This window comes from Alkalicella caledoniensis, assembly GCF_014467015.1.
GTDB lineage: Bacteria > Bacillota > Proteinivoracia > Proteinivoracales > Proteinivoracaceae > Alkalicella > Alkalicella caledoniensis.
This window is the reverse complement of record NZ_CP058559.1, coordinates 2,259,589-2,281,982: the sequence shown is the minus strand read 5'-3', so window position 1 is coordinate 2,281,982 and position 22,394 is coordinate 2,259,589. Positions and strand designations below refer to the sequence as shown.

General features: G+C 36.9%; 18 protein-coding genes. 2 read left to right on the top strand and 16 right to left on the bottom strand.

The genetic code is table 11. The annotated features are described in order from the left end of the window. From HYG86_RS11225 to HYG86_RS11190, 8 genes are all read right to left on the bottom strand, one after another. Nucleotides 1–3,123: an efflux RND transporter permease subunit gene (locus HYG86_RS11225; protein WP_213165659.1), complete on the bottom strand. Its 3,123-nt coding sequence runs from the start codon at nt 3,121–3,123 to the stop codon at nt 1–3. A 132-nt stretch (nt 3,124–3,255) separates the two neighbouring features. Next, nucleotides 3,256–3,999, bottom strand: coding sequence for a glucose 1-dehydrogenase (locus HYG86_RS11220; protein ID WP_213165658.1), 744 nt, complete (start codon nt 3,997–3,999; stop codon nt 3,256–3,258). A 154-nt stretch (nt 4,000–4,153) separates the two neighbouring features. Beyond that, nucleotides 4,154–4,489 carry a YddF family protein gene (locus tag HYG86_RS11215; protein ID WP_213165657.1) on the bottom strand — a complete coding sequence of 112 codons (336 nt, stop codon included), beginning with the start codon at nt 4,487–4,489 and terminating at the stop codon, nt 4,154–4,156. A gap of 96 nt (nt 4,490–4,585) precedes the next feature. Further along, a complete protein-coding gene (locus tag HYG86_RS11210) occupies nt 4,586–7,126 on the bottom strand; it encodes an ABC transporter permease (protein WP_213165656.1) in 2,541 nt (846 codons plus the stop codon). Beyond that, nucleotides 7,123–7,806 carry an ABC transporter ATP-binding protein gene (locus HYG86_RS11205; protein WP_213165655.1) on the bottom strand — a complete coding sequence of 228 codons (684 nt, stop codon included), beginning with the start codon at nt 7,804–7,806 and terminating at the stop codon, nt 7,123–7,125. The genes HYG86_RS11210 and HYG86_RS11205 overlap by 4 nt, the downstream gene beginning before the upstream one ends. A 267-nt stretch (nt 7,807–8,073) precedes the next feature. Next, nucleotides 8,074–9,321, bottom strand: coding sequence for a HAMP domain-containing sensor histidine kinase (locus HYG86_RS11200; protein ID WP_213165654.1), 1,248 nt, complete (start codon nt 9,319–9,321; stop codon nt 8,074–8,076). Between the two features lie 12 nt (nt 9,322–9,333). Then, nucleotides 9,334–10,014: a response regulator transcription factor gene (locus HYG86_RS11195; protein WP_213165653.1), complete on the bottom strand. Its 681-nt coding sequence runs from the start codon at nt 10,012–10,014 to the stop codon at nt 9,334–9,336. A 113-nt stretch (nt 10,015–10,127) separates the two neighbouring features. After that, nucleotides 10,128–10,298: a hypothetical protein gene (locus HYG86_RS11190; RefSeq protein ID WP_213165652.1), complete on the bottom strand. Its 171-nt coding sequence runs from the start codon at nt 10,296–10,298 to the stop codon at nt 10,128–10,130. 145 nt (nt 10,299–10,443) lie between these two features. Between HYG86_RS11190 and HYG86_RS11185 the strand changes: the two genes are divergently transcribed. Together HYG86_RS11185 and hslO are read left to right on the top strand one after the other, a co-directional pair. Next, nucleotides 10,444–11,502 (top strand): HD-GYP domain-containing protein, encoded by a 1,059-nt coding sequence (locus HYG86_RS11185; RefSeq protein WP_213165651.1) that lies wholly within the window; start codon nt 10,444–10,446, stop codon nt 11,500–11,502. Between the two features lie 154 nt (nt 11,503–11,656). Next, nucleotides 11,657–12,529 carry an Hsp33 family molecular chaperone HslO gene (hslO, locus tag HYG86_RS11180; protein WP_213165650.1) on the top strand — a complete coding sequence of 291 codons (873 nt, stop codon included), beginning with the start codon at nt 11,657–11,659 and terminating at the stop codon, nt 12,527–12,529. A gap of 169 nt (nt 12,530–12,698) precedes the next feature. On the opposite strand, the gene gatB is transcribed toward hslO, so the two are convergent. From gatB to HYG86_RS11140, 8 genes are all read right to left on the bottom strand, one after another. Further along, the gene (gene gatB / locus HYG86_RS11175; RefSeq protein WP_213165649.1) at nt 12,699–14,138 is read right to left on the bottom strand and encodes an Asp-tRNA(Asn)/Glu-tRNA(Gln) amidotransferase subunit GatB; all 1,440 of its coding nucleotides are present in this window, start codon (nt 14,136–14,138) and stop codon (nt 12,699–12,701) included. Next, a complete protein-coding gene (gatA, locus tag HYG86_RS11170) occupies nt 14,128–15,582 on the bottom strand; it encodes an Asp-tRNA(Asn)/Glu-tRNA(Gln) amidotransferase subunit GatA (RefSeq protein ID WP_246451754.1) in 1,455 nt (484 codons plus the stop codon). The genes gatB and gatA overlap by 11 nt, the downstream gene beginning before the upstream one ends. 11 nt (nt 15,583–15,593) lie before the next feature. Further along, complete coding sequence (gatC, locus tag HYG86_RS11165; RefSeq protein WP_213165648.1) at nt 15,594–15,875, bottom strand: Asp-tRNA(Asn)/Glu-tRNA(Gln) amidotransferase subunit GatC; 282 nt, start codon at nt 15,873–15,875, stop codon at nt 15,594–15,596. Nucleotides 15,876–16,006: 131 nt separating this feature from the next. After that, a complete protein-coding gene (locus HYG86_RS11160; protein WP_213165647.1) occupies nt 16,007–16,504 on the bottom strand; it encodes a flavin reductase family protein in 498 nt (165 codons plus the stop codon). A gap of 105 nt (nt 16,505–16,609) precedes the next feature. Then, nucleotides 16,610–17,356: a hypothetical protein gene (locus HYG86_RS11155; RefSeq protein WP_213165646.1), complete on the bottom strand. Its 747-nt coding sequence runs from the start codon at nt 17,354–17,356 to the stop codon at nt 16,610–16,612. Between the two features lie 266 nt (nt 17,357–17,622). After that, nucleotides 17,623–19,608, bottom strand: coding sequence for an NAD-dependent DNA ligase LigA (ligA, locus tag HYG86_RS11150; RefSeq protein ID WP_213165645.1), 1,986 nt, complete (start codon nt 19,606–19,608; stop codon nt 17,623–17,625). Nucleotides 19,609–19,722: 114 nt separating this feature from the next. Next, complete coding sequence (gene pcrA, locus HYG86_RS11145) at nt 19,723–21,879, bottom strand: DNA helicase PcrA (protein ID WP_213165644.1); 2,157 nt, start codon at nt 21,877–21,879, stop codon at nt 19,723–19,725. A 66-nt stretch (nt 21,880–21,945) separates the two neighbouring features. Then, on the bottom strand, nt 21,946–22,272 hold the full coding sequence (locus HYG86_RS11140; protein ID WP_213165643.1) for a hypothetical protein: 327 nt from the start codon (nt 22,270–22,272) through the stop codon (nt 21,946–21,948). Between the last annotated feature and the right edge of the window lie 122 nt (nt 22,273–22,394).

The following is a 22,394-nucleotide window of genomic DNA, read 5'->3' as shown; positions in this document are numbered from 1 at the left end:
CTACACTTCCTTTTGAGATAACTTATCCTTTCTATTCATTAGGTCATATAGAACTGGAATTAGTATAAGTGTAAGGATAGTTGCATATATTAGCCCACCGATCGCTGTAATAGCCATAGGCTGTATCATTTCAGTACCAGTTCCCATACCAAATGACATGGTTGACAGTGCAATAATCGTTGTCAGTGCTGTCATAACTATAGGTCTTAGACGTACATTACCTGCTTGTATTATAGCATCTTTTTTAGTCATACCGGATGCCCTTAGGATGTTTATATAATCAACGAAAACTATTCCGTTGTTTACAACCACACCTGTTAGGATTATCAGCCCGATAAAGGCTACTATGCTAACTGGGCTCCCTGTAACCATAAGAGCTAAGAATCCACCTGTAAAGGCTAGGGGTATTGTGAACATTACGATAAAAGGAGATAACAATGATTGGAACTGTGCCACCATTATCAGGTAGATAAAGGCTACTGCCATTGCAAGCATTAGGAATAGGTCTCCAAATGCATCGTTGATCATTTCTTGTTCTCCACCCATTCTTACGTTGTATCCATCTGGGGTATCATAGTCAGATAGTTTATTGTTGATTTCTCTACTTACTAGTCCTATATTGAACCCATCTTCTAGCTCTGCAGTAACATTTAGTAGCCTTTGTTGATTTTCTCTTCTTATTGTTCCATAACCTGTTCCTTCTTCCACAGAAGCGATTTCACTTAATGGTACTACTGCACCTTGAGGTGTCTCTATCATAAGATTTTCGATATCCCTGCCGGTAACTCCTTTCATGCTGTCTTCATCTTTTACCATTACGTTATAGTCGATGTTTCCAACAGAAATGGTCGTTGTAGCAGGTTCATCCCTAAGAAGTTCATTTAATTGCACAAAGACTTGAGCAACTGTTAAGCCATGGGCAATACTCTTTTCTTTGTCCACAATGACTCGTAACTCTGGTTCTGTTCTATCTATACCATCGAAAACTTCGGTGGTACCTTCTACAGATGTAACTATTTTTGCTATATCTTTAGCAACTTCTTCAAGGGTTTGGAAGTCGCGTCCACTTACTGTAATTGATATACCACTTCCACCCATCATAGCACCCATATCAGCACCAGAGTCTCCTGCAGATATTTCTGCATTTATATGAGCGGTTTTTTCGTTTATTTGTCTAACTATATCTGAAGATTGGTTCACATTATCCTCATCTACTAGGACATATATGGAGACAGTCTCGTAGTTTCCTCCGCCGCCAAAGCCCATACCCATTCCCATGGGGCCTCCGCCACCAATTGAGGCTCCTACGTTGTCTACATATTGGATTTGACCAATAATATTTATGACTTCATCGGAAACCTCAGCGGTCTCTTCTAAAGTGCTTCCCTCTGGCATACGTATATTCACCATTAACTGACCAGTATCAGAAGCAGGGAAAAACTCTGTACCCATACTAAATGCCCCTGCAATACTGCCTACAAACAATGCTATAACCGTAACTATAACTACCCACTTACGCTTTAGTGAAAACTCTAGCACCTTTGTATAACTAGCCTTAACTGCATTTAGCTTTTTCTCTTCTTTTCTAACTTCTTTAGTAATAACTGTTGAAGCCATCATTGGCACTAATGTTAAGGCAATTAGTAAACTAGCAACAAGTGAATAGGTTATGGTTAGGCCCATATCCGTAAATATTTGTCTAGTCATACCTTGAGTGAATAGGATTGGAGCAAAAACAGAAACTGTTGTCAAGGTAGAAGCTGCAATAGCTCCAGATACTTCTTTAGCTCCTTCTACAGCTGCCTCTTTAGCACCCTTACCTTCACTTCTCATTCTATAGATATTTTCAATAACAACAATGGAGTTATCTACTAACATACCTACACCCAGGGCCAAACCACCCATGGATATAATGTTTAATGTTACTCCACTAAAGTACATCAGTATCAGTGCAGTTACTAAACTTACAGGGATAGCAAATCCTACAACGATTGTAGGTCTAATATCTCTTAGGAAAAGTAGTAGAATTAGCACTGCTAAAACTCCACCAAATATCAGGTTTGATGAGATTGAACCAACAACCATGTCTACGTAGACACCTTGGTCCATTAGGGCTACTATTTCTAATCCTTGGTTTCTTTCTTGTACAATATCCATTCTATCCCGCACCCTAGAAGCCACATCTGCGGTGGAATACTCAGATTGCTTTTGAAGGCTTAGAATAACGGCATTATTACCATTTAATTTTGAGTACATGGTGTCAGAGTTATCAGTTAGCACGACTTCTGCCACATCTTCTAATCTTATGGGATCCATACCAGGTATAGGCAATTGCATAAGAACTAATTCTTTTAGTTCATCAATATCGTTGATTCTTTCTCCTGCTCTAACTAGGTAGTCTATACCATCTTCTGTAATATATCCTGCAGGCATACTAAAGTTTTGCCCTTTTAATATACCAGAAACCATATCCCTTGTTAAGCTAACCTCTGGAGCTTGTGCACCCATTTGTGCCATCATCATTGCTAGGTTGTTATTTATCTCTTCAATTTTGTCTTCTCTAATAATAATGTGTATACTATTATCTACTAAACCAGTTGCTGATACTGAAGCTACACCTTCTACGCTTTCAAACTCGTGCACTACATTATCTGAGATAAACTGAGAAGCTTCAGCTATCTCTGCTCCTTCTACAGCTACAGATAATACCATTACGGGCATCATATCAGGGTTTAGTTTTAACATCATGGGACTGCCAACATCGTCAGGCATTGTTGCCATAATCATGTCTAAACTTTCACGCATTTCAATAAAGACCGTATCCATGTTTACAGTTTGAGAAAACTCAAGTATAACCAAAGACATGTGTTCTTGAGACATGGAGCTTATATTCTTTATATTACTAAGCGAAGCCATGGATTGCTCTATGGGGCGAGTTACGCCAGATTCCACTTCTTCAGGGCTTGCACCTGGATATGTTGTAACAACTACAGCATATGGTAAATCCATACTAGGTAATAAGTCTGTTGTCATATTCATAAATGACACTATACCTAAAATAGCAATAATAACAACTGCTACTACTATGGTATAAGGTTTTCTAACACTAAAATTCGATAGCAAGGTATTTCACTCCCCGTTTATTTTCTTTTTTCCGACCGAACGGTCGGTCGGTAATGCTATTGTATAACTTTGACGGTCATCAGTCAATTAACTTTTTGTAAACAAATTTTAAATACATTCAGGGATCACGGGTTAGATATAAATCATTTTTTTAGTCATTCCACCGTCTATTGTTATGTTTTGGCCTGTCATGAAGCTTGATTTTTCTGATGCTAGGTAGTAGCATGCTTCTACTATGTCTTGTACTGTTCCCACCCTTCCAGTTGGGTGTTGTTTGTTGTCCTCTTTGGTTAAGTTTGCTTCATCCCCTGTGTGGATCCAGCCTGGGGCTATGGAGTTTACCCTTATTCCGTATTCACCTAAGCTTACGGCTAGGCTATGGGTTAATGTATCTATACCACCCTTTGAGGATGAATATGGCTCGGTTTTTGCCTCAGACATGAACGCCCTTGTTGACGATATGTTGATTATGTTTCCACTGCTGTTTTTAGCCATGTGCTTAGAGGCATATTTTGCTGCGTAATATGGGCCGCTTAGATTAACTGCTATAACCCTCTCCCAGTCTTGATCATCCCTTACCCATAAAGAAGAGTTATGGGATATGGCAGCGTTATTTATAAGAATATCTATTTGTCCATACTCTTTCATGGTATCAGACACCATGTCCTGGATTGATTTACTATTACCTGCGTCAGTGTGGACGAATTTTGCTATTAGACCTTGGGATGTAAGTTGTTGCTCTAAGCCTTGACCATTTTCGGTATCTATTTCTGCTATGATTACTTTGGCTCCTTTTTGGGCGAATCCTTGGGCTATAGCTTTGCCTATGCCCTTTCCTGCACCTGTTATTATTACTACTTTGTTTTTAAATTCCATTACTTCAGCCTCCTTTGCTATTCTTTAAGGTTTTATGGCTCTAAATACTTATGTGTAAGCCCCCGATGAGGTCCTGGTCGGTACGGAACCCACGGAGCTCGACCCTACAGTTTAGACTTATGTTGGTTTTAGTACTTAGAGGCGTATGTTAGGACTACTCTAATCTTTCCATTATCTTTAAACTGTACCCAACTCTTTCTAATTCCTCTTTTGTGAGTATATGGCCCTCTTTGGGTCTTTCCTTTAGTTTAAATACAATTGCTATTTGCCCTACTTGTTGATGGAATTGAATTCTATTCATAGGGATATTTTGTTCCATTAGTTGTGACATAATTTCTGCTGTGGCCTCGTGACCTATGGCAGAGATAAAGCCGTTTTTATCAATTAGCTTTTTAGCTGTATCAATATCTATATCCTTTACAGAGTATAAACCGTTTGTTGTACATACTGTTCCGTTAAATAAAGCAATAGGCAAATTATTTTGTTCCATGTTAATCCCCTCTCCAGCTTATAGAATTGTTAAAGGGTGGACATATATGTCCACCCTTTAACAATTCTATATTATATTCAAAAACCCTTTACCTTATTACTCTTCTCTTAGTATTTCCATTATATTCATGGAAGCTATTTTCTTCAGTGGTGCAACTGCTGCAAAAAGAGCTATTATTACCGTTGCAACTATAGCTATGATATTTGCGTTCAAGGGGAATTCCCATGGATAGCCCTCGTAATCATTTAGTAGTGTATAAAGGTAATAGCCCAATAAGTTTCCAACAATTAGACCGAATATTGTTCCTGTGATACTACTAAATATAGCCTCAAGGCGAATCATCTTTCTCATCCCTTTAGGGGTCATACCCACAGCCCTTAGCATGCCAAATTCCTTTGTTCTTGTGATAAGGTTAGTACTTATGGTATTGATAATATTCAGTGCCCCTATTAAGCTTATTAGTGTTATGAAACCATAGATCAGAACGGAAAGTTCTAGAACTGTTTGTCTATCTCTTCTATTATTTGCTATGCTATCTTGAATGCCAGCATCCCCCTTATTTTCTAACACTGAATTCAAGCCAGCCACCACTGTTTCGTAGTCAGCATCTTCCTCAATATTCACATAGACAGTACCAAATCCTGAATCCCCAGTTATTTGTTCGTAAACTTCATATGTTGTTATTATACCCATAAGACCCATGGAAGGATAACGATACCCTATGGACGATTTTTCAACTAGACCCATTACTTTTACAGGTATAGCATTATCAAAATCTATTTCTGTGTCTTCTCCCACGTATTCATTTTCCGTATCCAAGTAAATAATGCTGCCTACTTCTAAGTCAAAGGTTGGTGCTATGGTTGTTCTTCTGTTTTCATGATCATAGTGTTCTGAGTTATATATTAAGAATACACCTAATTCTTTATTTATCTTATCTACATCAACTTCTCCACTTATCAACTCTTCCCTTAGTAGGTGTAAATCCTCATTTCGGTATCCTTGTATACTGCCATAAATAAAGCCATTCTCTACGACCCATGGAAAACTTTCTTTTATGTTAGGCATAATTTTATCTGGTTCAATAGAGGTTATAAAATTCGAATATGCATATGGTAGCACCTCAGCCACACCCTCTATTGCTTCAAGTTTAGCTATTTCCTCAAGGGTAAAGGGCTGAGATGATCCGTGCCTAGTGTACATAGCAAAGTCTGCACTATATCCAAATAAATTATCATTTATCCTTAATGCGTAGAAACTAAATACACTAAAAACTATGAACATAATAACACTTATACTCAAGGAAAAAGCCGTTATTACTAATCTCTTTCTATTCCTTTGGAGGTTCTTATATGCCAACATTCCTTCTGAGCCAAACACCTTTCCAATTAAAAATCCGCTTTTTGTGTTACGTTCCTTTTTTAATGTTCTGTGCTGGAATATGGCATTTAGTGGTGAAACCCTGCCTGCACTTAATGCAGGACTTAGGGCTGACAAATAGACAGAAATTAGTGCAATTACTGCACTCCCTCCCAATACCTCTTTGGAAGTCATTATCTGCATGTTTTGAAAGCTAGAGTACTCACCCATTGATAAAAGGTAAAAAAGTAGCTTCGTAGCATAATAACCTGCTGCCAAACCGAAAGGGATAGAAATAATACTTAAAATACCTGCTTCTGTAAATACTAAGACCCTCACTTGCCTTGGTGTTGTCCCGATGGACCGCATTATACCGAATTGCTTAACCCTCTCTAGCACAGATATATGAAATGAGTTATAAATTACAGCAACCGTTGCCACACAGACAAGTCCTATTAAGAATGTAGCAATTACCAAAAGGGTAGGCTGTATACCCCCTTGTTCCCTATTTATGAGGTTGAAGTTATATTGGATATTGTTCTCATCAATATCCAATTCCTTAGCTACATCTTCAGTGGTTTTTATTATATCAAGTCCTTTTTTAACTCTAAACACTGCAGTACTCAGACCAGTATCATTTACATCCTCTGCCCACGCTAAATCTACAATGGCTCTTGAGTTTGCATATGATTGACTAGAACCGTTACTCTCTATGATACCAACCAAATTAAAGTCATGTACAATAATCTCATGAAAAGTTGCATTTTCATCCCACTCATTTCTTTGAAGAATTTTATTTCCACGCTTAAAATGGCCTACAGGCAAAGTTACCTTGTCACCTATTTCAATCCCGAGGAGATTTGCTTTCCAACGCTCAAGAACCACTTCATTCTTATTTTCAGGCAGCCTCCCCTCCACTGGTAACATACTCCTAAGCTCTAGGTACCTTTTTTCGTAGCCCATTAGCTCTATCCGCTTTGTTTTATCTGAGGCATCTTTAGTAAAACTAGTTCCTGCTAGTTTTGCTTCTGCCAATTCTTCAAAATTGACATTGTTCTTAAGATATGAATATTGTTCATTTGTTATATCCACATATGCTCCATGGTTATATCCGTTTCTTTCTACAGTGCTTTTATATTCATACCTTTCCATGCTATACATCATTGTACCAATGGATGTTATCATGGCAACTGAGATAATTATGCCCATAATGGTTAGGATAGTACGTTTCTTTTGTTCTTTTAAGTACCTTATCCCAACTTGATTCAATGATTTCATTGTTTGATCACCTCATCTTTGACAATTGCACCGTCATCTATCCTTATAATTCTATCTGCTTCTTGGGCTATGTTGATGTCATGGGTAATCATTACCAATGTCTGGTTGTATTTCCTTACAGAAAATTTTAATAACTCAACAACTTCCTTACTGGCTTTACTATCTAAGTTACCAGTTGGTTCATCTGCGAATATAATAGATGGCTTGTAAATCATCGACCTACCTATGGATACCCTTTGTTGCTGCCCTCCTGATAATTGTGAAGGGAAATGATTTTTTCTATCTTTTAGTCCTAAAATACCTAGTATTTCTTCTAAGTATTTTTTATCTACCTTTTTCCCATCTAGCATTGTTGGTAAAGTTATATTCTCTTCTGCCGTTAGTACAGGAATAAGATTGTAGAACTGGAATATGAATCCTACTTTTCTCCTTCTGAAAATTGCCAGTTTGTGTTCATTCATCCTATAAATATCTGTATTATCCACTATTACATTGCCACTGGTTGGTCTATCTAGCCCCCCTAGTAGATGAAGTAGTGTGCTTTTACCAGAACCACTGGGTCCTACAACTGCCACAAACTCCCCTTGTTTTATAGAGATGTTAACATCCTTTAGGGCTTCTACTTTTTGCTCCCCTGTTATATATGTTTTTGTTAGGTTTATTGTTTTTAATACTTCCATTAACCCTTCCTCCTTTTGCTATTTCCTTTGACAATTACTATTGTAATATTATTATCTTACTTTCAGGTGAATGTTTGTCTTACATTTTTGTAAGCTTGGGTTTGACTATCTTTATAGGGATATACAAACATTAAAACCGTGTATGCTTTTAAGGGGCTACACGGTTTTAATGTTTGCAATCTATGGCTGATTTCGGGGGTCAAGGCAGCACAAGGAATATCCCCTACCAAAACCCTTCCAAAGGCTGAAGCCTTGGCTACAATCCCTCTAGAAACTATCATACTTGTATAAAAGAATAATAAATGAAGGACCTTCCTGTTTGTTTCTCACTTCTATTGTTCCATTTTGGTTTTCTATTATGGCTTTGGCTAGGGCTAGTCCAATTCCCGTGCTATTTGGTGTTGAGTTGTTTTTGCCTTTGTAAAATCGTTCAAATAAACGGGGAATATCTCCTTGGGATATAGGATTTCCCTGGTTATCTATTTGTATTTCTACAGCTAGGGGAGTTTCAGCTGTGCTTATATGGATACTCCCTTTAGGAGGTGTGTGTTCTATGGCGTTTTTAACTATATTGCTTATGGCTTCAGCCATCCATTCTTTGTCATGCTTAACAAGTATATCTTTATCTACATATTTTAATTGCTGACCTTTTTCTTCACATTTAACTTGCAGTGGACCAATAGCTTGTCTTATTGTTTCATTTATTGATATAAATTTATTTTTAAACTCCACGGAATTTGTTTCAAGCCTTGCCATTTTTAGAAGGTTCTTTATTAGCCATTCCATTCGCTCTATTTGGCTCTGGCTTTTAGCTAGAAATTCATTGGACATTTGCAAGTCCTCTATTTCTCCATCCATTAGTAGTTCGTTAAACATCTTTACAGATGAAAGGGGTGTTTTAAGTTGGTGGGATATGTCTGAGATAATATTCTTTAAGTATACCTTTTCTTGTTGTAGGCTTTCTAGTGACCCTTGTAAACGCTTTGCCATGTGATTATACTGAACTGTTAGCATGGCAAAGTCTCCCTCCTCTTGACTTTCAGAGATGGTGTCAAATTTTCCCTCTACAATTGCCTCAGCATAATTTGAAAACTTCCTAAGTCTACTGTATATATAATTTAATATGAATACACCTGTAGCTGCTGTTAATATAAAAAATAGTAAAATGGCATACAAAATATTTAAGTTATTTTTCCTTTGAAAGTTAAGTAATAAAGGGCTGCTTTGTATTGGCATGTTGTAATCAATGCCATATCTCCTTGCAACTTTAAGCCCCTGTTCTATTTGTTCCACGGATGCATTTTCTGTAATAAATGGAATGATTTCAGACTCCGAATGAGGGTGATTTGCAATGATATTCCCTAAAAGGGCAACCCTCTCTTCTATTATAGTTTGTTGCAAAACCTTTGTATTTTTAGTATATGCACTGTATATGAATAAACCTAAGCCTATGTGTATTATAAGCATTAATACTATATAAACTTTAATTTCTTTATTTTTAAACAACCTTAACATAAAGGCTCCCTCCTAGCTTTGCTTCCAGCGGTAGCCCATACCCCTGACTGTCTCTATAAATTTAGGTTCTGAGGGTTTATCCTCGATTTTTTCCCTTAAACGTCTTATATATACAGATAAAGTGTTATCATCAACAAACTCCCCAGAAACATCCCATAACTTTTCCAAAATAGTGTTTCTAGTCAATAGTTGACCTGTGTTTTGGATAAACACCTTCATTAGCTTCCATTCCATGGGAGATAGCAGTATTTCTCTACCACTTTTCCATACTTTTCCTTGCAAAGGGTCTAGTGTGATTTCTCCTGACTGTAGGGTACTGTTAACTTCTACTGGTGAGCCTCTTCTAAGAATAGCCTTTATTCTAGACACAAGCTCTTTAACTCGGAATGGTTTTGTTATATAGTCATCTCCTCCTATGTCTAAGCCTAGCACAACATTGACTTCATCATCACATGCAGTTAGAAACACAATGGGAACTTGTGATTTTTCTCTAATTCTTTTACATAAGTCATATCCACTGCCATCAGGAAGCATTACGTCTAACAGGATTAAGTCAACTTCTTGGTTTATATATATATGATCTGCAGCCTTTAGTGTATTGGCAACATGAACATGGAATCCTTCTTTTAGCAAAGTAAACTCTATACCCTGGGAAAGGGTTAAATCGTCTTCAACTAATAAGATTTTTTTCATCTCTTTACCTCCTTCAGTCATTAATTGAATTTTATACCAAATAGTTTGGGTTGTATAGTGCTCAAATAACTTTTGGAGACACTAAAAAAGGCGACTTTTGTCGCCTCAGAGTTTTATGCTTCTTCTATTTTAATTAGGCCTTCTTCGTTTAATGCTAATATTACATTTTTAACATCTTGCTTTTCTTCTTCTGGTAATGTTTGTACAAATTGATCTATTTGGTTTTGGGATACTAACTTAGTAATCTTCATTCCACCAACCTCAAAGGTTTTCTTTTCTGACACCTTATCACCTCCTGAGAAAATATATGCTAATAATAAAGTTTCCCCATTTATCTTACTTTATCCTAAATAATTATATTTAAGCAGGATTTGGCAATATTTAGTCGAATTATTAATTAAACAAACTTTATAGTAAAAAGGTGATGCTATGAGAATAGTTAATTCGAATAAATTAAAACCAGGAGATACTGTTGGGAGAGATGTCCTAACAAAGCATGGGAGCATATTTATTGCAAAAGAGACTGTATTGACTGAGCATATGATTTATAAGTTGATAAGTTTAGGGGTTGATAACGTTCATGTCAAGGACCTCGAAGAGTTAATAGATTATGAGAGTATCCCAAGGCCCAAGCCCCCAGAAGACATTGTTGAATTTACTGACAAGTACCAACAGGCACTTTTTCTAACGGGGGAATTGCTTGATGCTATAGCATCTGGGAAAAAACTTGAAACAGAGATGATAAGGGAAATAGTGGATATTGTGTATGGTCAGGTTATGTCCACAAACAACATATTGGGTCGGTTGACATACCAAAAGCATGACAACCAATATCTAAATAAGCATTCACTAAATGTTGCTATTTTGTCTGGTATTATTGGCAAATGGTTAAATAGATCAAATGGTGAAGTTAGAAGGCTTATTTTTGCTGGTTTAACCCATGATTTAGGAAAACTTAAGGTTCCTAAGAGAATCCTTGATAAACCCTCACGTTTAACTGATGAAGAATTTAAAGAAATGCAAAAACATAGTGCTTTCGGATATCAACTTTTAAATACTAAAGCTGATATTAGTAAAGATGTAGCTTTAGCAGTGTTGCAACACCACGAGCGGGAAGATGGCAGTGGTTACCCAACAGGGCTAAAAGGTGAGGCAATCCACTTGTTTGGTAAAATCCTCGCTGTAGCAGATGTCTATGATGCTATGAGTTCCAATAAGAATTATAGAGATAAGTTTTCCCCGTTTCAGGTAGCAGAGCAAATTGCCCAAAACAGTTTTGGTTCAATGGATCCTAGGGTAAGTAGGGTATTTTTAGATAATATTTCAAGATTTTACGTAGGTAACTCCATCCTCTTAAGTGATGGAAAAATTGGCGATATTATATACATAAATCCTAGCGAACCTACCCGCCCAGTTATAAAACTAGAAACTGGCGATTTTCTTGATCTGAGTAAAAGCAAGCTCAAGATTATTGATATTTTAGGGTAGCATACTGACAGCTAAACTCAATAAGGGCCTAACATTAATCCCCCGTCTTGGTTTCTAGTGGCGGTGGATTTTTTGTCTTTCTGCCTATCAACTGGCGTTTTCTCCTATGTTTGGGTATAATAAAAATTAGTAAATAGTAAGGAGGCTTTTTCCCATGAAAGATTATTTAATACATAGTACTGCGGCCAATGGACATATTCGTTGTTTAGCTGCAGTTACAACTAATTTAGTTCAAGAAGCAAGGGATAGGCACCAACTGTATCCAGTGGCTTCAGCTGCCCTAGGTAGGCTTATGACTGGTTCTTTGTTGATGGCATCCTCTGAGTTTAAAGGCAAAGAGCGCATCAACTTAAAGTTAGATGGTGACGGTCCTTTAGGGCAGGTTTTCGCTGATGCTGGCGTAGGTGAGGTAAGGGGCTATGTAAATAACCCAGATATATCCTTACCTGCCAACAGTTTAGGCAAAATAGATGTTTCTAGTGGTGTAGGTAGTGGAAAACTGATAGTTATTAAGGATTTAAAGCTTAGAGAGCCATATACTTCTAGTATGGATATAGTGTCAGGAGAAGTAGCTGAGGACTTAACTTATTATTATGCTAAATCAGAGCAAAAGCCTTCATCCTTTGGACTGGGTGTGCTTGTAGACACAGATGGCTCCATCATAGCTGCTGGTGGTTTCCTTGTACAGATTATGCCTGGAGCCACCGACGAAGAAATAGGAATCTTAGAAGATAAGCTTTCCCTTATTAAAGGTGTCACTGATTTAATATTGGATGTTAAGACCCCTGAAGCTATGCTAGACTGGTTAGTGGGGGATCTAGACCCAGAAATATTAGCAAAAGTGGATTTAAATTACAAATGCAACTGCACAAAAGACAGATATGCCCGTAGTCTTATGAGCCTTGGTAAAGATGAGCTAACAGAAATTGTACATGATGGTGAGGATATAAGCCTTGAGTGCCACTTTTGCGGCGAAAACTATGATTTCTCCGTTAAAGATCTGGAAGAAATAATAAATAGCATATAAGCTGTGGATAAAACCAGCTCATTTATCTTTTGCAAGGAAAATTTATGTGGATATCTCCCTTTTGTGGGTAATTTTTGTGGATTACTTGTCTTATTGTTAGTAACGATAGTTCAAATTATATTTTCAATTGAATTTCTCTGTGGATAACAAAAGGAATGACTTTTTAGGGTCATTCCTTTTTGTTATCTAGTTTACCTTTTAAGACTTCCCTTAATATCGTAGGATTAGCTTTTCCTTTTGTTTCTTTCATGATTAGACCCATAAGATATTTAAAGACTTTATTGTTACCATTTAGATAATCCTCCACAACACCTTGATTATCATTTATCACTTTATCCACTGTTTCATCTATCTCTTTTTCACTAAATGTCTGAGACAAATCTAGTTTCTCTATTAAATACTCAGGTTTAACAAGAGCTTTTGGGTCACATGCTAACATTTCGAAAAGTATCTTCTTCATAGCCACACTATTTATTTTGCCGGCGTCAGCCAATTGTAAAAGATCGCTAATATACTTTGGTGGTAATGCTACTTTTTCGATACTAATCTTCTTATCATTTAAATATCTAGAGAAATCACCAAACAAGATGTTCGCTATTTTATTTGAGTCTTTATATTCTTCAAATATCCCATGGAAATATTGGAGCATTCCCTTAGTCTTTAGAATCTTATCTATTTGATTCAAGCTTAAGCCAAGTCCAATTAACTCTTGGCGAATATCTTGGGTGTCCCTTGGAAGACTTTTTCTTATTTCTTCTATGTATTTCTCCTCTAGCACTAAATTAGGTAAATCATACTCAGGGAAGAACATGTAATCATTTGTGGCTTCCTTGTCCCTCATAATAATTACTGAATTATCCTTATCATTGTATCCAAGGGTTTGCTCCTTTATATCCTCACCATGTTCTAATAGTTTAGCTTGTCTCTTTATTTCATGAGTAATAGCTTTTTCGATATTTTTAAAAGAGTTTATGTTTTTGATTTCAGTTTTTTTACCTAGTGGTTTGCCTTTAGTTGATAAAGATATATTCACGTCAACTCTAAGACTCCCTTGTTCTAGTTTGCAGTCTGATATATCTCCATGGACTAGTTTTTCTCTGAGCCTTTCTAAAAAACAAACTACCTCTTCACCACTTTCAAATTCTGGTTCTGTTACTATTTCCATCAAAGGGACTCCGGATCTGTTATAGTCTAGTAAGGTTTCTTCACTTAAGTGTATGGACTTACCTGCATCTTCTTCAATATGGATTCGATTTATTCTTATTCTTTTATTGATTCGTCCCTTAGTAATATCTAAGTATCCCCCTCGGGCTAGAGGTTCGTAATATTGAGTTATTTGATATCCCTTAACTAAGTCAGGATAAAAATAATTCTTCCTATCAAAGCTGCTATAGTAATTAATTTGGCTATTTAAAATAAGACCAGTCTTAACAGCTAGCTCTACAACTTTTTCGTTGAGGACAGGAAGAGCCCCTGGGAGACCAAGACATACTGGACATAGCTGACTGTTGGGCGCTGCACCAAAATCTGTCCTACATCCACAAAATATCTTTGTACATGTTAGTAGCTCCACATGTATTTCAAGTCCTATGGCTGGTTTAAAAACCATCTATAATTCCCCCTTCAACTATCTTTGGTTTTTGAAGGTGAAAATCTGTATGAATTTGATAGTTATGGCCTGTAGTAAACATTTTCCCTTCTTCATACTTATTTGCTATTATCTGTAGTCCTATTGGGAGTCCGTTAGAGTCGAAACCACAGGGAATGGACATGGCAGGTAATCCAGCGAGGTTTACAGGTATTGTAAGCAAGTCGTTTAGAGCCATTAAGTGAGGCTCTATCTCCTTCCCACTTTCAAAGGCAGTGTCCAATGTAGTTGGACTTAATATACAGTCACATTGAGCAAAAGCCCGCTGGAAGTCACTGATTATTAACCCCTGAACACTTTTTGCTTGTTCATAGTACTTTTTGTAGTTTCCCCCTTGTAGGAAGAATGTTCCCAGCATAATCCTTCTTTTAACCTCTTGCCCAAATCCCTTTGCTCTAGCTTCTGTCACTGTATCTAGGGATTCATCCAAAGACATACCAAATCTTACACCATCATATCTAGCCAAGTTTGACGCTGCTTCGCAGTACGCTATTATACTATACACAGTTAAACCTAGATCCATATGCGGGAGACTTATTTCAATTATTTTAGCACCTAAACTTTCTAGTAGCTCCACTGACTTGTTAAAAGCTTTTTTTACTGTAGGATTTATTTCTTTGGGGAGAAATTCTTTAGCGATTCCTATCCTCATACCTTTTAAGTCTTGTAAAAGGGCCATGTTATAGTCTAATTTATCTATGTTTGAGGAAGTTGAGTCTAAGGAATCATGTCCTAAAATTGCACTTAACACGTGGGCGCTATCCTCTACAGTTTTAGTGACTGGTCCCACCTGATCTAGAGATGACGCTAAAGAAAACACACCATACCTAGATACTAAACCATAGGTAGGTTTCATCCCCACAACTCCACAAAAAGCTGCCGGTTGGCGGATAGACCCCCCTGTATCGGAGCCTAAGGAAAATACTGCAAGATCAGCGGCAATAGATGCCACAGACCCACCACTGGAACCACCAGGTACCCTGTTCAGATCCCATGGATTTTTAGTGTTGTAAAAATATGATGTTTCCGTAGATGTCCCCATTGCAAACTCATCTAAATTAACCTTACCAAGCAATACTGATTTTGATAGTTTGTTGAAAACAGTGGCACTGTATGGCGGTATATAGTTTTCTAACATTTTCGATGCTGCTGTAGTCAATATTCCCTTGGTACTTATATTATCTTTTAGGGTCATGGGAATCCCATCAAGTAATCCAATAGCCTGTCCCTGTGCTATTTTTTCATCAGTTTCATTAGCCTTTTTAAGTGCTTCATCCTTTGTTATTGTGATAAAAGCAGATATGCTTTTATCTAAGGCTTCTAGTTTTTCTATGTAGATTTCTGTAAGTTCTTTACAGGATATTTCTTTTTCAGTTAGTAACTTATTTAACTTCTTGATGTACATAGCTAGCCTCCCTATTTAACCAAAACCGATGGCACTGCAATAAATTCGTCTTTTTTGTTGCTGCTATTTGCAAGTGCTTCTTCCGTTGTAAATGAAACACTTGATACGTCTGCTCGCATGGTGTTTTTTGTTAAATCTGTTTGTATATACTCTTTTATGTTTACGCCCTGTATTTTATCAGTATCTTTTACAACTTTATTAATTCGGTCTGTAATTATACTTAATTCTTCGTCACCAAACTTTAGCTTACAAAGCTCAGCTAATCTTTTCACTTCCTTTTCTGACACTCCCATCCTACACCTCCTACTTTAATGCAACAATATTATATCACTATAGGTGAGAAATAAAAAAGAGTATCCCTTTAAATTAAAAAAGCATCCTTATATGTATTTAACATTAAAGGATGCAAATTAGATAAAATAATCTACTTTGATAGGGAGTTATCCACTGTGCACAAATCTCTATCGTAGAAAATTAGTGGCTTTTTATCATCTATTTTATCTACGTGTAGGATTTTAGCAACTATTATACTATGATCCCCTGCTAGATGTTGCTGTACTGTTTGGCATTCTAAATTTACAATTGCTTCGTTTATGGAAGGTACTTTCACATGTTTACTTTCTTTTGTACTAAGCTTTGACGTTTCAAGCTTGTTATCCACATTTTCTGATGTATGTCCACATATTCTAGCTACTTCTTCCATCTCCTGGGGTAGTAAAGATAGAACAAATTCCCTCTGCCCTGATACTATCGGAGTAATGGAGCTATTTGGTGAAACACTTACAACTATCATAGGGGGAAATCTCGATACTTGAGTAAACCAGGAAACTGTGATTACTTTATGGTCCCCATCTTTGGAGGCCCCTAAAATCCCTACTGGACCTGCAAGTTTATCTAAAGCCTCTTGAACCTTTACTTCCATTGTTTAACCCTCCTTTACTAACTTGGTGACACTTTACATGTACTACAATCTATCCTTGTCACAAGTTTTGACTTTCTTTTTTAGTATTGAGAGTTAAAACAATTGTTATACCCTTTTATATATTTTTTTGCCAAACCATAGCATGGTAAGTGGTAAAATCATCAATAAATTTGCACTTATTGCTATGATAGTAGACCAAATGATCGTATAGTAATCATAGGAATTATAGAAAACCCCATAGATAAGAATTGATAACAAAATACTCATAGATACAATTCCCATTCTCATAAAGTTATCTTTTAGATAACTTGCAGGTGTGTCAATCAACAGGCCACATACTCCAAATACCAAGTATATGGATCCCGTGAAAAATAAAAAAGACCATAATTTACTTCCTCTAAAACCACGGGGGAAAAAATTTGTCTGGTATTCTTCTTTCATGGACCATTCTCTTATTTCCCCTCGTATATGGAGTTCTTCTACACTGTTTGAAACCATGACCAAGAAATTTTCCCCATATGGGTGATCTAAAGGAAAATAGCCTGAATAAATGCCATTTATGCCAAAACGTTCTATAGTGTTTCCATCATTCACATTGTTGTTTAACATATAGTCAAAGCTCGAAAAAAACATAACATCCTCTTCGCCATTGATTCTGTTTGAAAGTAAAGATGTACTAAATATGGTTCCTGTTATATCCCTGAGGTCCTCAAAGTGTATAACCCTTAGGTCAGAATCTTCTACAAGTATCTCTTTAATTGATACTTCACTAGGGCTATATGCCATCAAAACATCACGAATCTCATTATTAAAGCTACTATGTATAGAAAAATAGGGCATAAAAAAAGCCATGACTACCATCGCTGAGACAATTCCTATAAAAATACCTTCACCTAAATGTTTTAAAATGACCCTATTGAACAAATTACCCACCCTTTCTAGTCCATAATTCGAAGGTATTATGTCCTGGAAGAGGGTATATATTCGTACCTTAATAAACATTAATTCACAATGACTTCAATATTATCCACCTTCACCAATAAACAGCAAGTGAGACTTGGTGACTAATAACAAAAAACCCCGAAAAAACGGGGCTTTGTTATATTATTTAAAAATTACTAATTTGCATCTAACTGTTCTATTAAGTAGTCTTCGCCTTTAACTTCTATTCCTAGTTCTTTGGCTTTGATTAGCTTGCTACCTGCGTTTTCTCCTGCTATCACTAAATGGGTCTTTTTGCTCACGCTCCCTGATACTTTTCCACCCAAATTCTCAATTATTTCTTGGGCTTCCTTTCTAGAGAGCTTTTCTAAAGTACCAGTTAGCACCACTGTTTTTTCAGTAAAAATGCTTTCTACAGGTATTTTGTTATCTTTTACTTCTTTAGTATTCACCCCTAAATCTTTAAGCTTATCTATTAGTTCTTTAGCCTTTGATTCTGCAAAGAACTCATTAACACTCAGGGCGATCTTATCCCCGATTTCGGGAATGGCTATAAGTTGTTCATAGCTTGCATCCATTACTAAGTCTATGTCACCAAATTCTTTAGCTAAAAGTTTTGCAGCTTTTTGTCCCACAAAACGTATCCCCAAACCAAAAAGCAAACGACTTAGAGACTGTCTTTTTGAGTCGTCAATGGCTACTACAAGGTTTTCTGCAGATTTTTGTCCAAACCTTTCAAGCTTTATTAGTTCTTCCACTGAAAGCTTGTATAAGTCTGAAACGTCATTTATTAGACCTTCTGAGTAGAGCTGTTCAACTATGGCGGGCCCCAACCCTTCAATATCCATTGCTCCCCTTGAGGCATAGTGAATTATACGTTCTTTTATTTGAGCAGGACACGCTGGGTTAATACATCTTAAGGCAGCTTCATCTTGAGCTCTAATAGCCTCACTATCACATACAGGGCATGCATTTGGCATGCTAAATTCCTGCTCTTCTCCTGAACGCTTTTCCTTTAGTACTTCCACAATTTCAGGAATGATATCTCCAGCTTTTTGTACTATTGCTGTATCACCTATTTTAATATCCTTCTGAGCTATGTAATCACTATTGTGTAATGATGCTCTACTAACTGTTGTTCCTGCTATAACCACTGGTTCTAGTATAGCTGTTGGAGTGATTGCTCCTGTTCTTCCCACAGTTAGCTCGATATCCTTTATTACTGATATAGCCTTTTGTGCAGGAAATTTAAAAGCAATGGCCCAGCGTGGGCTTTTTGCTGTAAATCCTAGGCTCCGTTGCTGATTGTATGAATCAACCTTTATAACTATACCATCGATTTCATAGGGTAGTTCGTTGCGCTTTTCATGCCACTTATGACAGTACTTCACCACTTCATCAATTGATTCTAGTACCTCTGTATATGGGTTTGTGGTAAGACCCAGCTGTTTTATTTTATGTAAACTTTCACTGTGGCTGTCTGTTATGTCATTGCTTTCAACTAGAGAATAGAAAAAAGCGCTTAGGTTTCTGCTTGCGACAACTTTTGGGTCTAACTGTCTCAGGGTTCCAGCAGCTGCATTTCTTGGGTTGGCAAATAATTGTTCTCCCCTAGCTTCTCTTTGCTGGTTTAGTTTTGCAAATGATTCCTTTGACATATAAACCTCACCACGGACCTCTAAATTAGTTTTTTGTTGCAAACGAAGGGGGATTGTTTTAATGGCTTTTAGGTTTTGAGTAATATCTTCTCCTGTTTCTCCGTCTCCCCTTGTTGCACCTTGGACAAGTAAACCGTCAATATAAGTTAGGGAAACAGCAAGGCCATCTATTTTGAGTTCACATACAAATTTAACAGGTTCTGTAATTGTTTTCGCAATCCTGTTGGCAAAATCCCTCAGACCATCTTCATCAAAGGCATTACCTAAACTTAGCATTGATGTTTTATGAGTTACGGTACTAAACCCCTTAAGCACCTGCCCTCCCACCCTTTGGGTAGGGGAGTCAAGTGTTGTGAGTTCAGGATTATTTGATTCAAGCTTAAGTAACTCTTGCAAAAGTGTATCATAGGTACTATCTTCAACCAATGGGGCATCTAATACATGGTAGTGATAATCATATTTATTTAGCAATTCCTTGAGTTCTTCGATTCTTTCTTTTGACATAAAAACCCTCCATTCTACCCACCCTAAAGGGATGGGCTACAACTGTCTAATTTGCATGACCAAAATCAAGCACAGTTGTAGCCAAGGCTTTAGTCTTGGGCCCATAGCCAACATCTAATTCTCTATTACTTTTAGGGGTGCAAAACTTGCCATTAGTTTTTTGTTTCCTGCAGTTTGGAAATCAATTGTTACTGATTGGTCATCCCCTAGTGGCTGTATACCTATTATTATACCCTGTCCAAACTTTTTATGTTCTACAACCATACCAACTTGGTATGGGATGTTGATATTTTGTTTAACAGGCTTTGCATATATGTTATTTGATAAAGAAGGACTTTTAGTGAATAGCTCTTTTACTTGATATCCTTTAGGGCTATTATTATCTAAAAGCTCCGCTTTAATCTCATCTAAGAATCTAGAAACTGGATTACGGTCTGTACGTCCATATAGACTCCTGCTTTGAGCACAGGTGAAGTATAGCTTCTCCATGGCCCTGGTTATACCCACATAACATAATCTTCTTTCCTCTTGCATCTCAATTGGTTCTTCAAATGACCTTATATGAGGGAAAATCTTTTCTTCAGCTCCTGCAATAAAGATAATAGGGAACTCAAGACCTTTTGCACTATGGAGAGTCAATAGTTTAACTACATTTCCGTCGGCATTTACACTTTCGGTATCTGTGTTAAGGGATATCTCTTGCACAAATTCCTCCAGTCCGCCTTCACTGTTATTATCAAATTCTTGGGTTACAGTGGAAAGCTCTTGGATGTTTTCCAGTCTCATACGGGCTTCATCGGTATTTTCGTTTTGAAGCATTGATTGATAGCCTGTACGGTTTATTACTTCATCTAGCAGCTCTGACACCGTTAAATATTCAGCCATAGATCTAAGCTGTTCAATGAGTGCTACAAAATCTTGGACTTTTTTGCTACTTCTAGGTACAACATCACTGTGGTTTTTTAACACCTGGTATAGGGACAAACTAGCCTCTTCTGCATATGCTAGATATTTGTCAATGGTAGTGTCACCGATTCCCCTACGGGGCACGTTTATAATACGGGCTATACTTAAATTGTCTTCTGGGTTAACCAAAGCTTTTAAATACGCCAGGACATCTTTTATCTCTCTTCTTTTGTAGAACTCCGTTGCTCCATATATTACATATGGTATTCCTCTACGGACTAATACTTCCTCAAGTACACGGGATAGGGCATTTGTCCTAAATAAAATAGCCATATCTTTATAGTTTTTACCGTGGCTTACATGCTTCTCTATCTCTCCAATTATAAATTCTGCTTCTTGGTATTGGTCAATTGCTTGGTGAACTACGATTTTTTCACCTTCGTCATTATCAGTCCATAGGTTTTTACCTTTACGACCTTCGTTTTGCTTTATAACATCATTTGCAGCTGCAATAATGGTCTTAGTGGATCGATAGTTTTGCTCGAGTTTAACTACAGTGGCTTCAGGATAATCTTTTTCAAAATCTAATATATTTGAAACATCTGCTCCCCTGAAAAGGTAGATTGACTGGTCATCGTCACCAACTACACACAGATTCCTATGCCCTTGTGCTAAAAAGTTAACCAGTACGTATTGACTATGGTTTGTATCTTGGTACTCATCTACCATGATGTACTTAAATCTTTCTTGATATTTTTCTAGTACATCGGGGTTAAACCTAAATAACTTTACTGTCTCAAAAATCAGATCATCAAAATCCATGGCATTATTGTTCTGTAACCTTCTTTGGTAAAGCTTGTACACATTTTGTACTAAGCTCTCAAAATGGTCCTTGGGAGCATAGTCAACTGGAGAAATCAACATATTCTTAGCCTTTGATATGGCGCCTATAAAGGTTTTAGGTGGAAACTTTTTATCGTCTATGTTCAATTCCTTGAGACAGTCTTTGATAAGCTTTGTTTGGTCGCTGGTATCATAGATATTGAAATTAGTATCAAAACCTACCCTTGTTGCTTCCCTTCTTAAAATCTTTACACAGGCAGAGTGAAAGGTAGATATCCACATATCTTTAGCACCATAGACCATGTTATCTACCCTTTCAAACATCTCTGCAGCAGCTTTGTTTGTAAATGTAATGGCAAGTATCTGCCAAGGTTTTGCCAATCCCTTTTCAAGTATATAGGCTATTCTGTGGGTTAATACTCGTGTTTTACCACTTCCTGCTCCTGCAATTATAAGAAGTGGCCCTTCTGTACATTCAGCGGCTTTTCTTTGTTCTGGGTTTAAATTTTTTGTTATATCCATAGGTTTAATTCCTTTCCCATTGTTTTCTACCTATTATTTTAAATCAAACCCCTGTTCTATGCAATGTTATTTGAGTTTTAATTTACTTCCTATAAAAGTAAATACTGGTTGAACGCTGGCAAGGACTATGGATAGTGCAGCTAGAAAGTCAAACTCAACTTCTAACAATCTGTACATGGGCGCGTAATCGATCTTTAAGAAAGATAGTGCCAGGGTTAGTGCTATGTATATACCACCAGCAATTGAAATAAGTTCCACAATACTCCTAGATAACGGTGTGTCTTTAGGTTCATATTCGTAATAATCAGATACATTACGTCTATTTACAACCCTCAGCTTGATACTAAAATAAATAAGGACAAAAAAAACAGATAGCAAAATATAAATTTTCACTTTACATCTCCCTCCTTTTTTATAATATTTATGCTTCCTGTTGTAAATTAGACGAGATAGTCTACCGGTAACTTAAATCTAAAATAGCCTACAGAATTTTAAAAGAGTTTACCATGCTGTTT

What these genes read in the sequence shown, in the direction of transcription:
- HYG86_RS11160 (WP_213165647.1), bottom strand. Translation starts at nt 16,504, where the DNA reads ATGGAAGTAAAGGTTCAAGAGGCTTTAGATAAACTTGCAGGTCCAGTA.
- hslO (WP_213165650.1), top strand. Translation starts at nt 11,657, where the DNA reads ATGAAAGATTATTTAATACATAGTACTGCGGCCAATGGACATATTCGT.
- HYG86_RS11155 (WP_213165646.1), bottom strand. Translation starts at nt 17,356, where the DNA reads ATGGCTTTTTTTATGCCCTATTTTTCTATACATAGTAGCTTTAATAAT.
- HYG86_RS11200 (WP_213165654.1), bottom strand. Translation starts at nt 9,321, where the DNA reads ATGTTAAGGTTGTTTAAAAATAAAGAAATTAAAGTTTATATAGTATTA.
- HYG86_RS11215 (WP_213165657.1), bottom strand. Translation starts at nt 4,489, where the DNA reads ATGGAACAAAATAATTTGCCTATTGCTTTATTTAACGGAACAGTATGT.
- HYG86_RS11205 (WP_213165655.1), bottom strand. Translation starts at nt 7,806, where the DNA reads ATGGAAGTATTAAAAACAATAAACCTAACAAAAACATATATAACAGGG.
- HYG86_RS11195 (WP_213165653.1), bottom strand. Translation starts at nt 10,014, where the DNA reads ATGAAAAAAATCTTATTAGTTGAAGACGATTTAACCCTTTCCCAGGGT.
- gatB (WP_213165649.1), bottom strand. Translation starts at nt 14,138, where the DNA reads ATGGTTTTTAAACCAGCCATAGGACTTGAAATACATGTGGAGCTACTA.
- HYG86_RS11185 (WP_213165651.1), top strand. Translation starts at nt 10,444, where the DNA reads ATGAGAATAGTTAATTCGAATAAATTAAAACCAGGAGATACTGTTGGG.
- HYG86_RS11210 (WP_213165656.1), bottom strand. Translation starts at nt 7,126, where the DNA reads ATGAAATCATTGAATCAAGTTGGGATAAGGTACTTAAAAGAACAAAAG.
- HYG86_RS11220 (WP_213165658.1), bottom strand. Translation starts at nt 3,999, where the DNA reads ATGGAATTTAAAAACAAAGTAGTAATAATAACAGGTGCAGGAAAGGGC.
- pcrA (WP_213165644.1), bottom strand. Translation starts at nt 21,879, where the DNA reads ATGGATATAACAAAAAATTTAAACCCAGAACAAAGAAAAGCCGCTGAA.
- gatA (WP_246451754.1), bottom strand. Translation starts at nt 15,582, where the DNA reads ATGTACATCAAGAAGTTAAATAAGTTACTAACTGAAAAAGAAATATCC.
- gatC (WP_213165648.1), bottom strand. Translation starts at nt 15,875, where the DNA reads ATGGGAGTGTCAGAAAAGGAAGTGAAAAGATTAGCTGAGCTTTGTAAG.
- ligA (WP_213165645.1), bottom strand. Translation starts at nt 19,608, where the DNA reads ATGTCAAAAGAAAGAATCGAAGAACTCAAGGAATTGCTAAATAAATAT.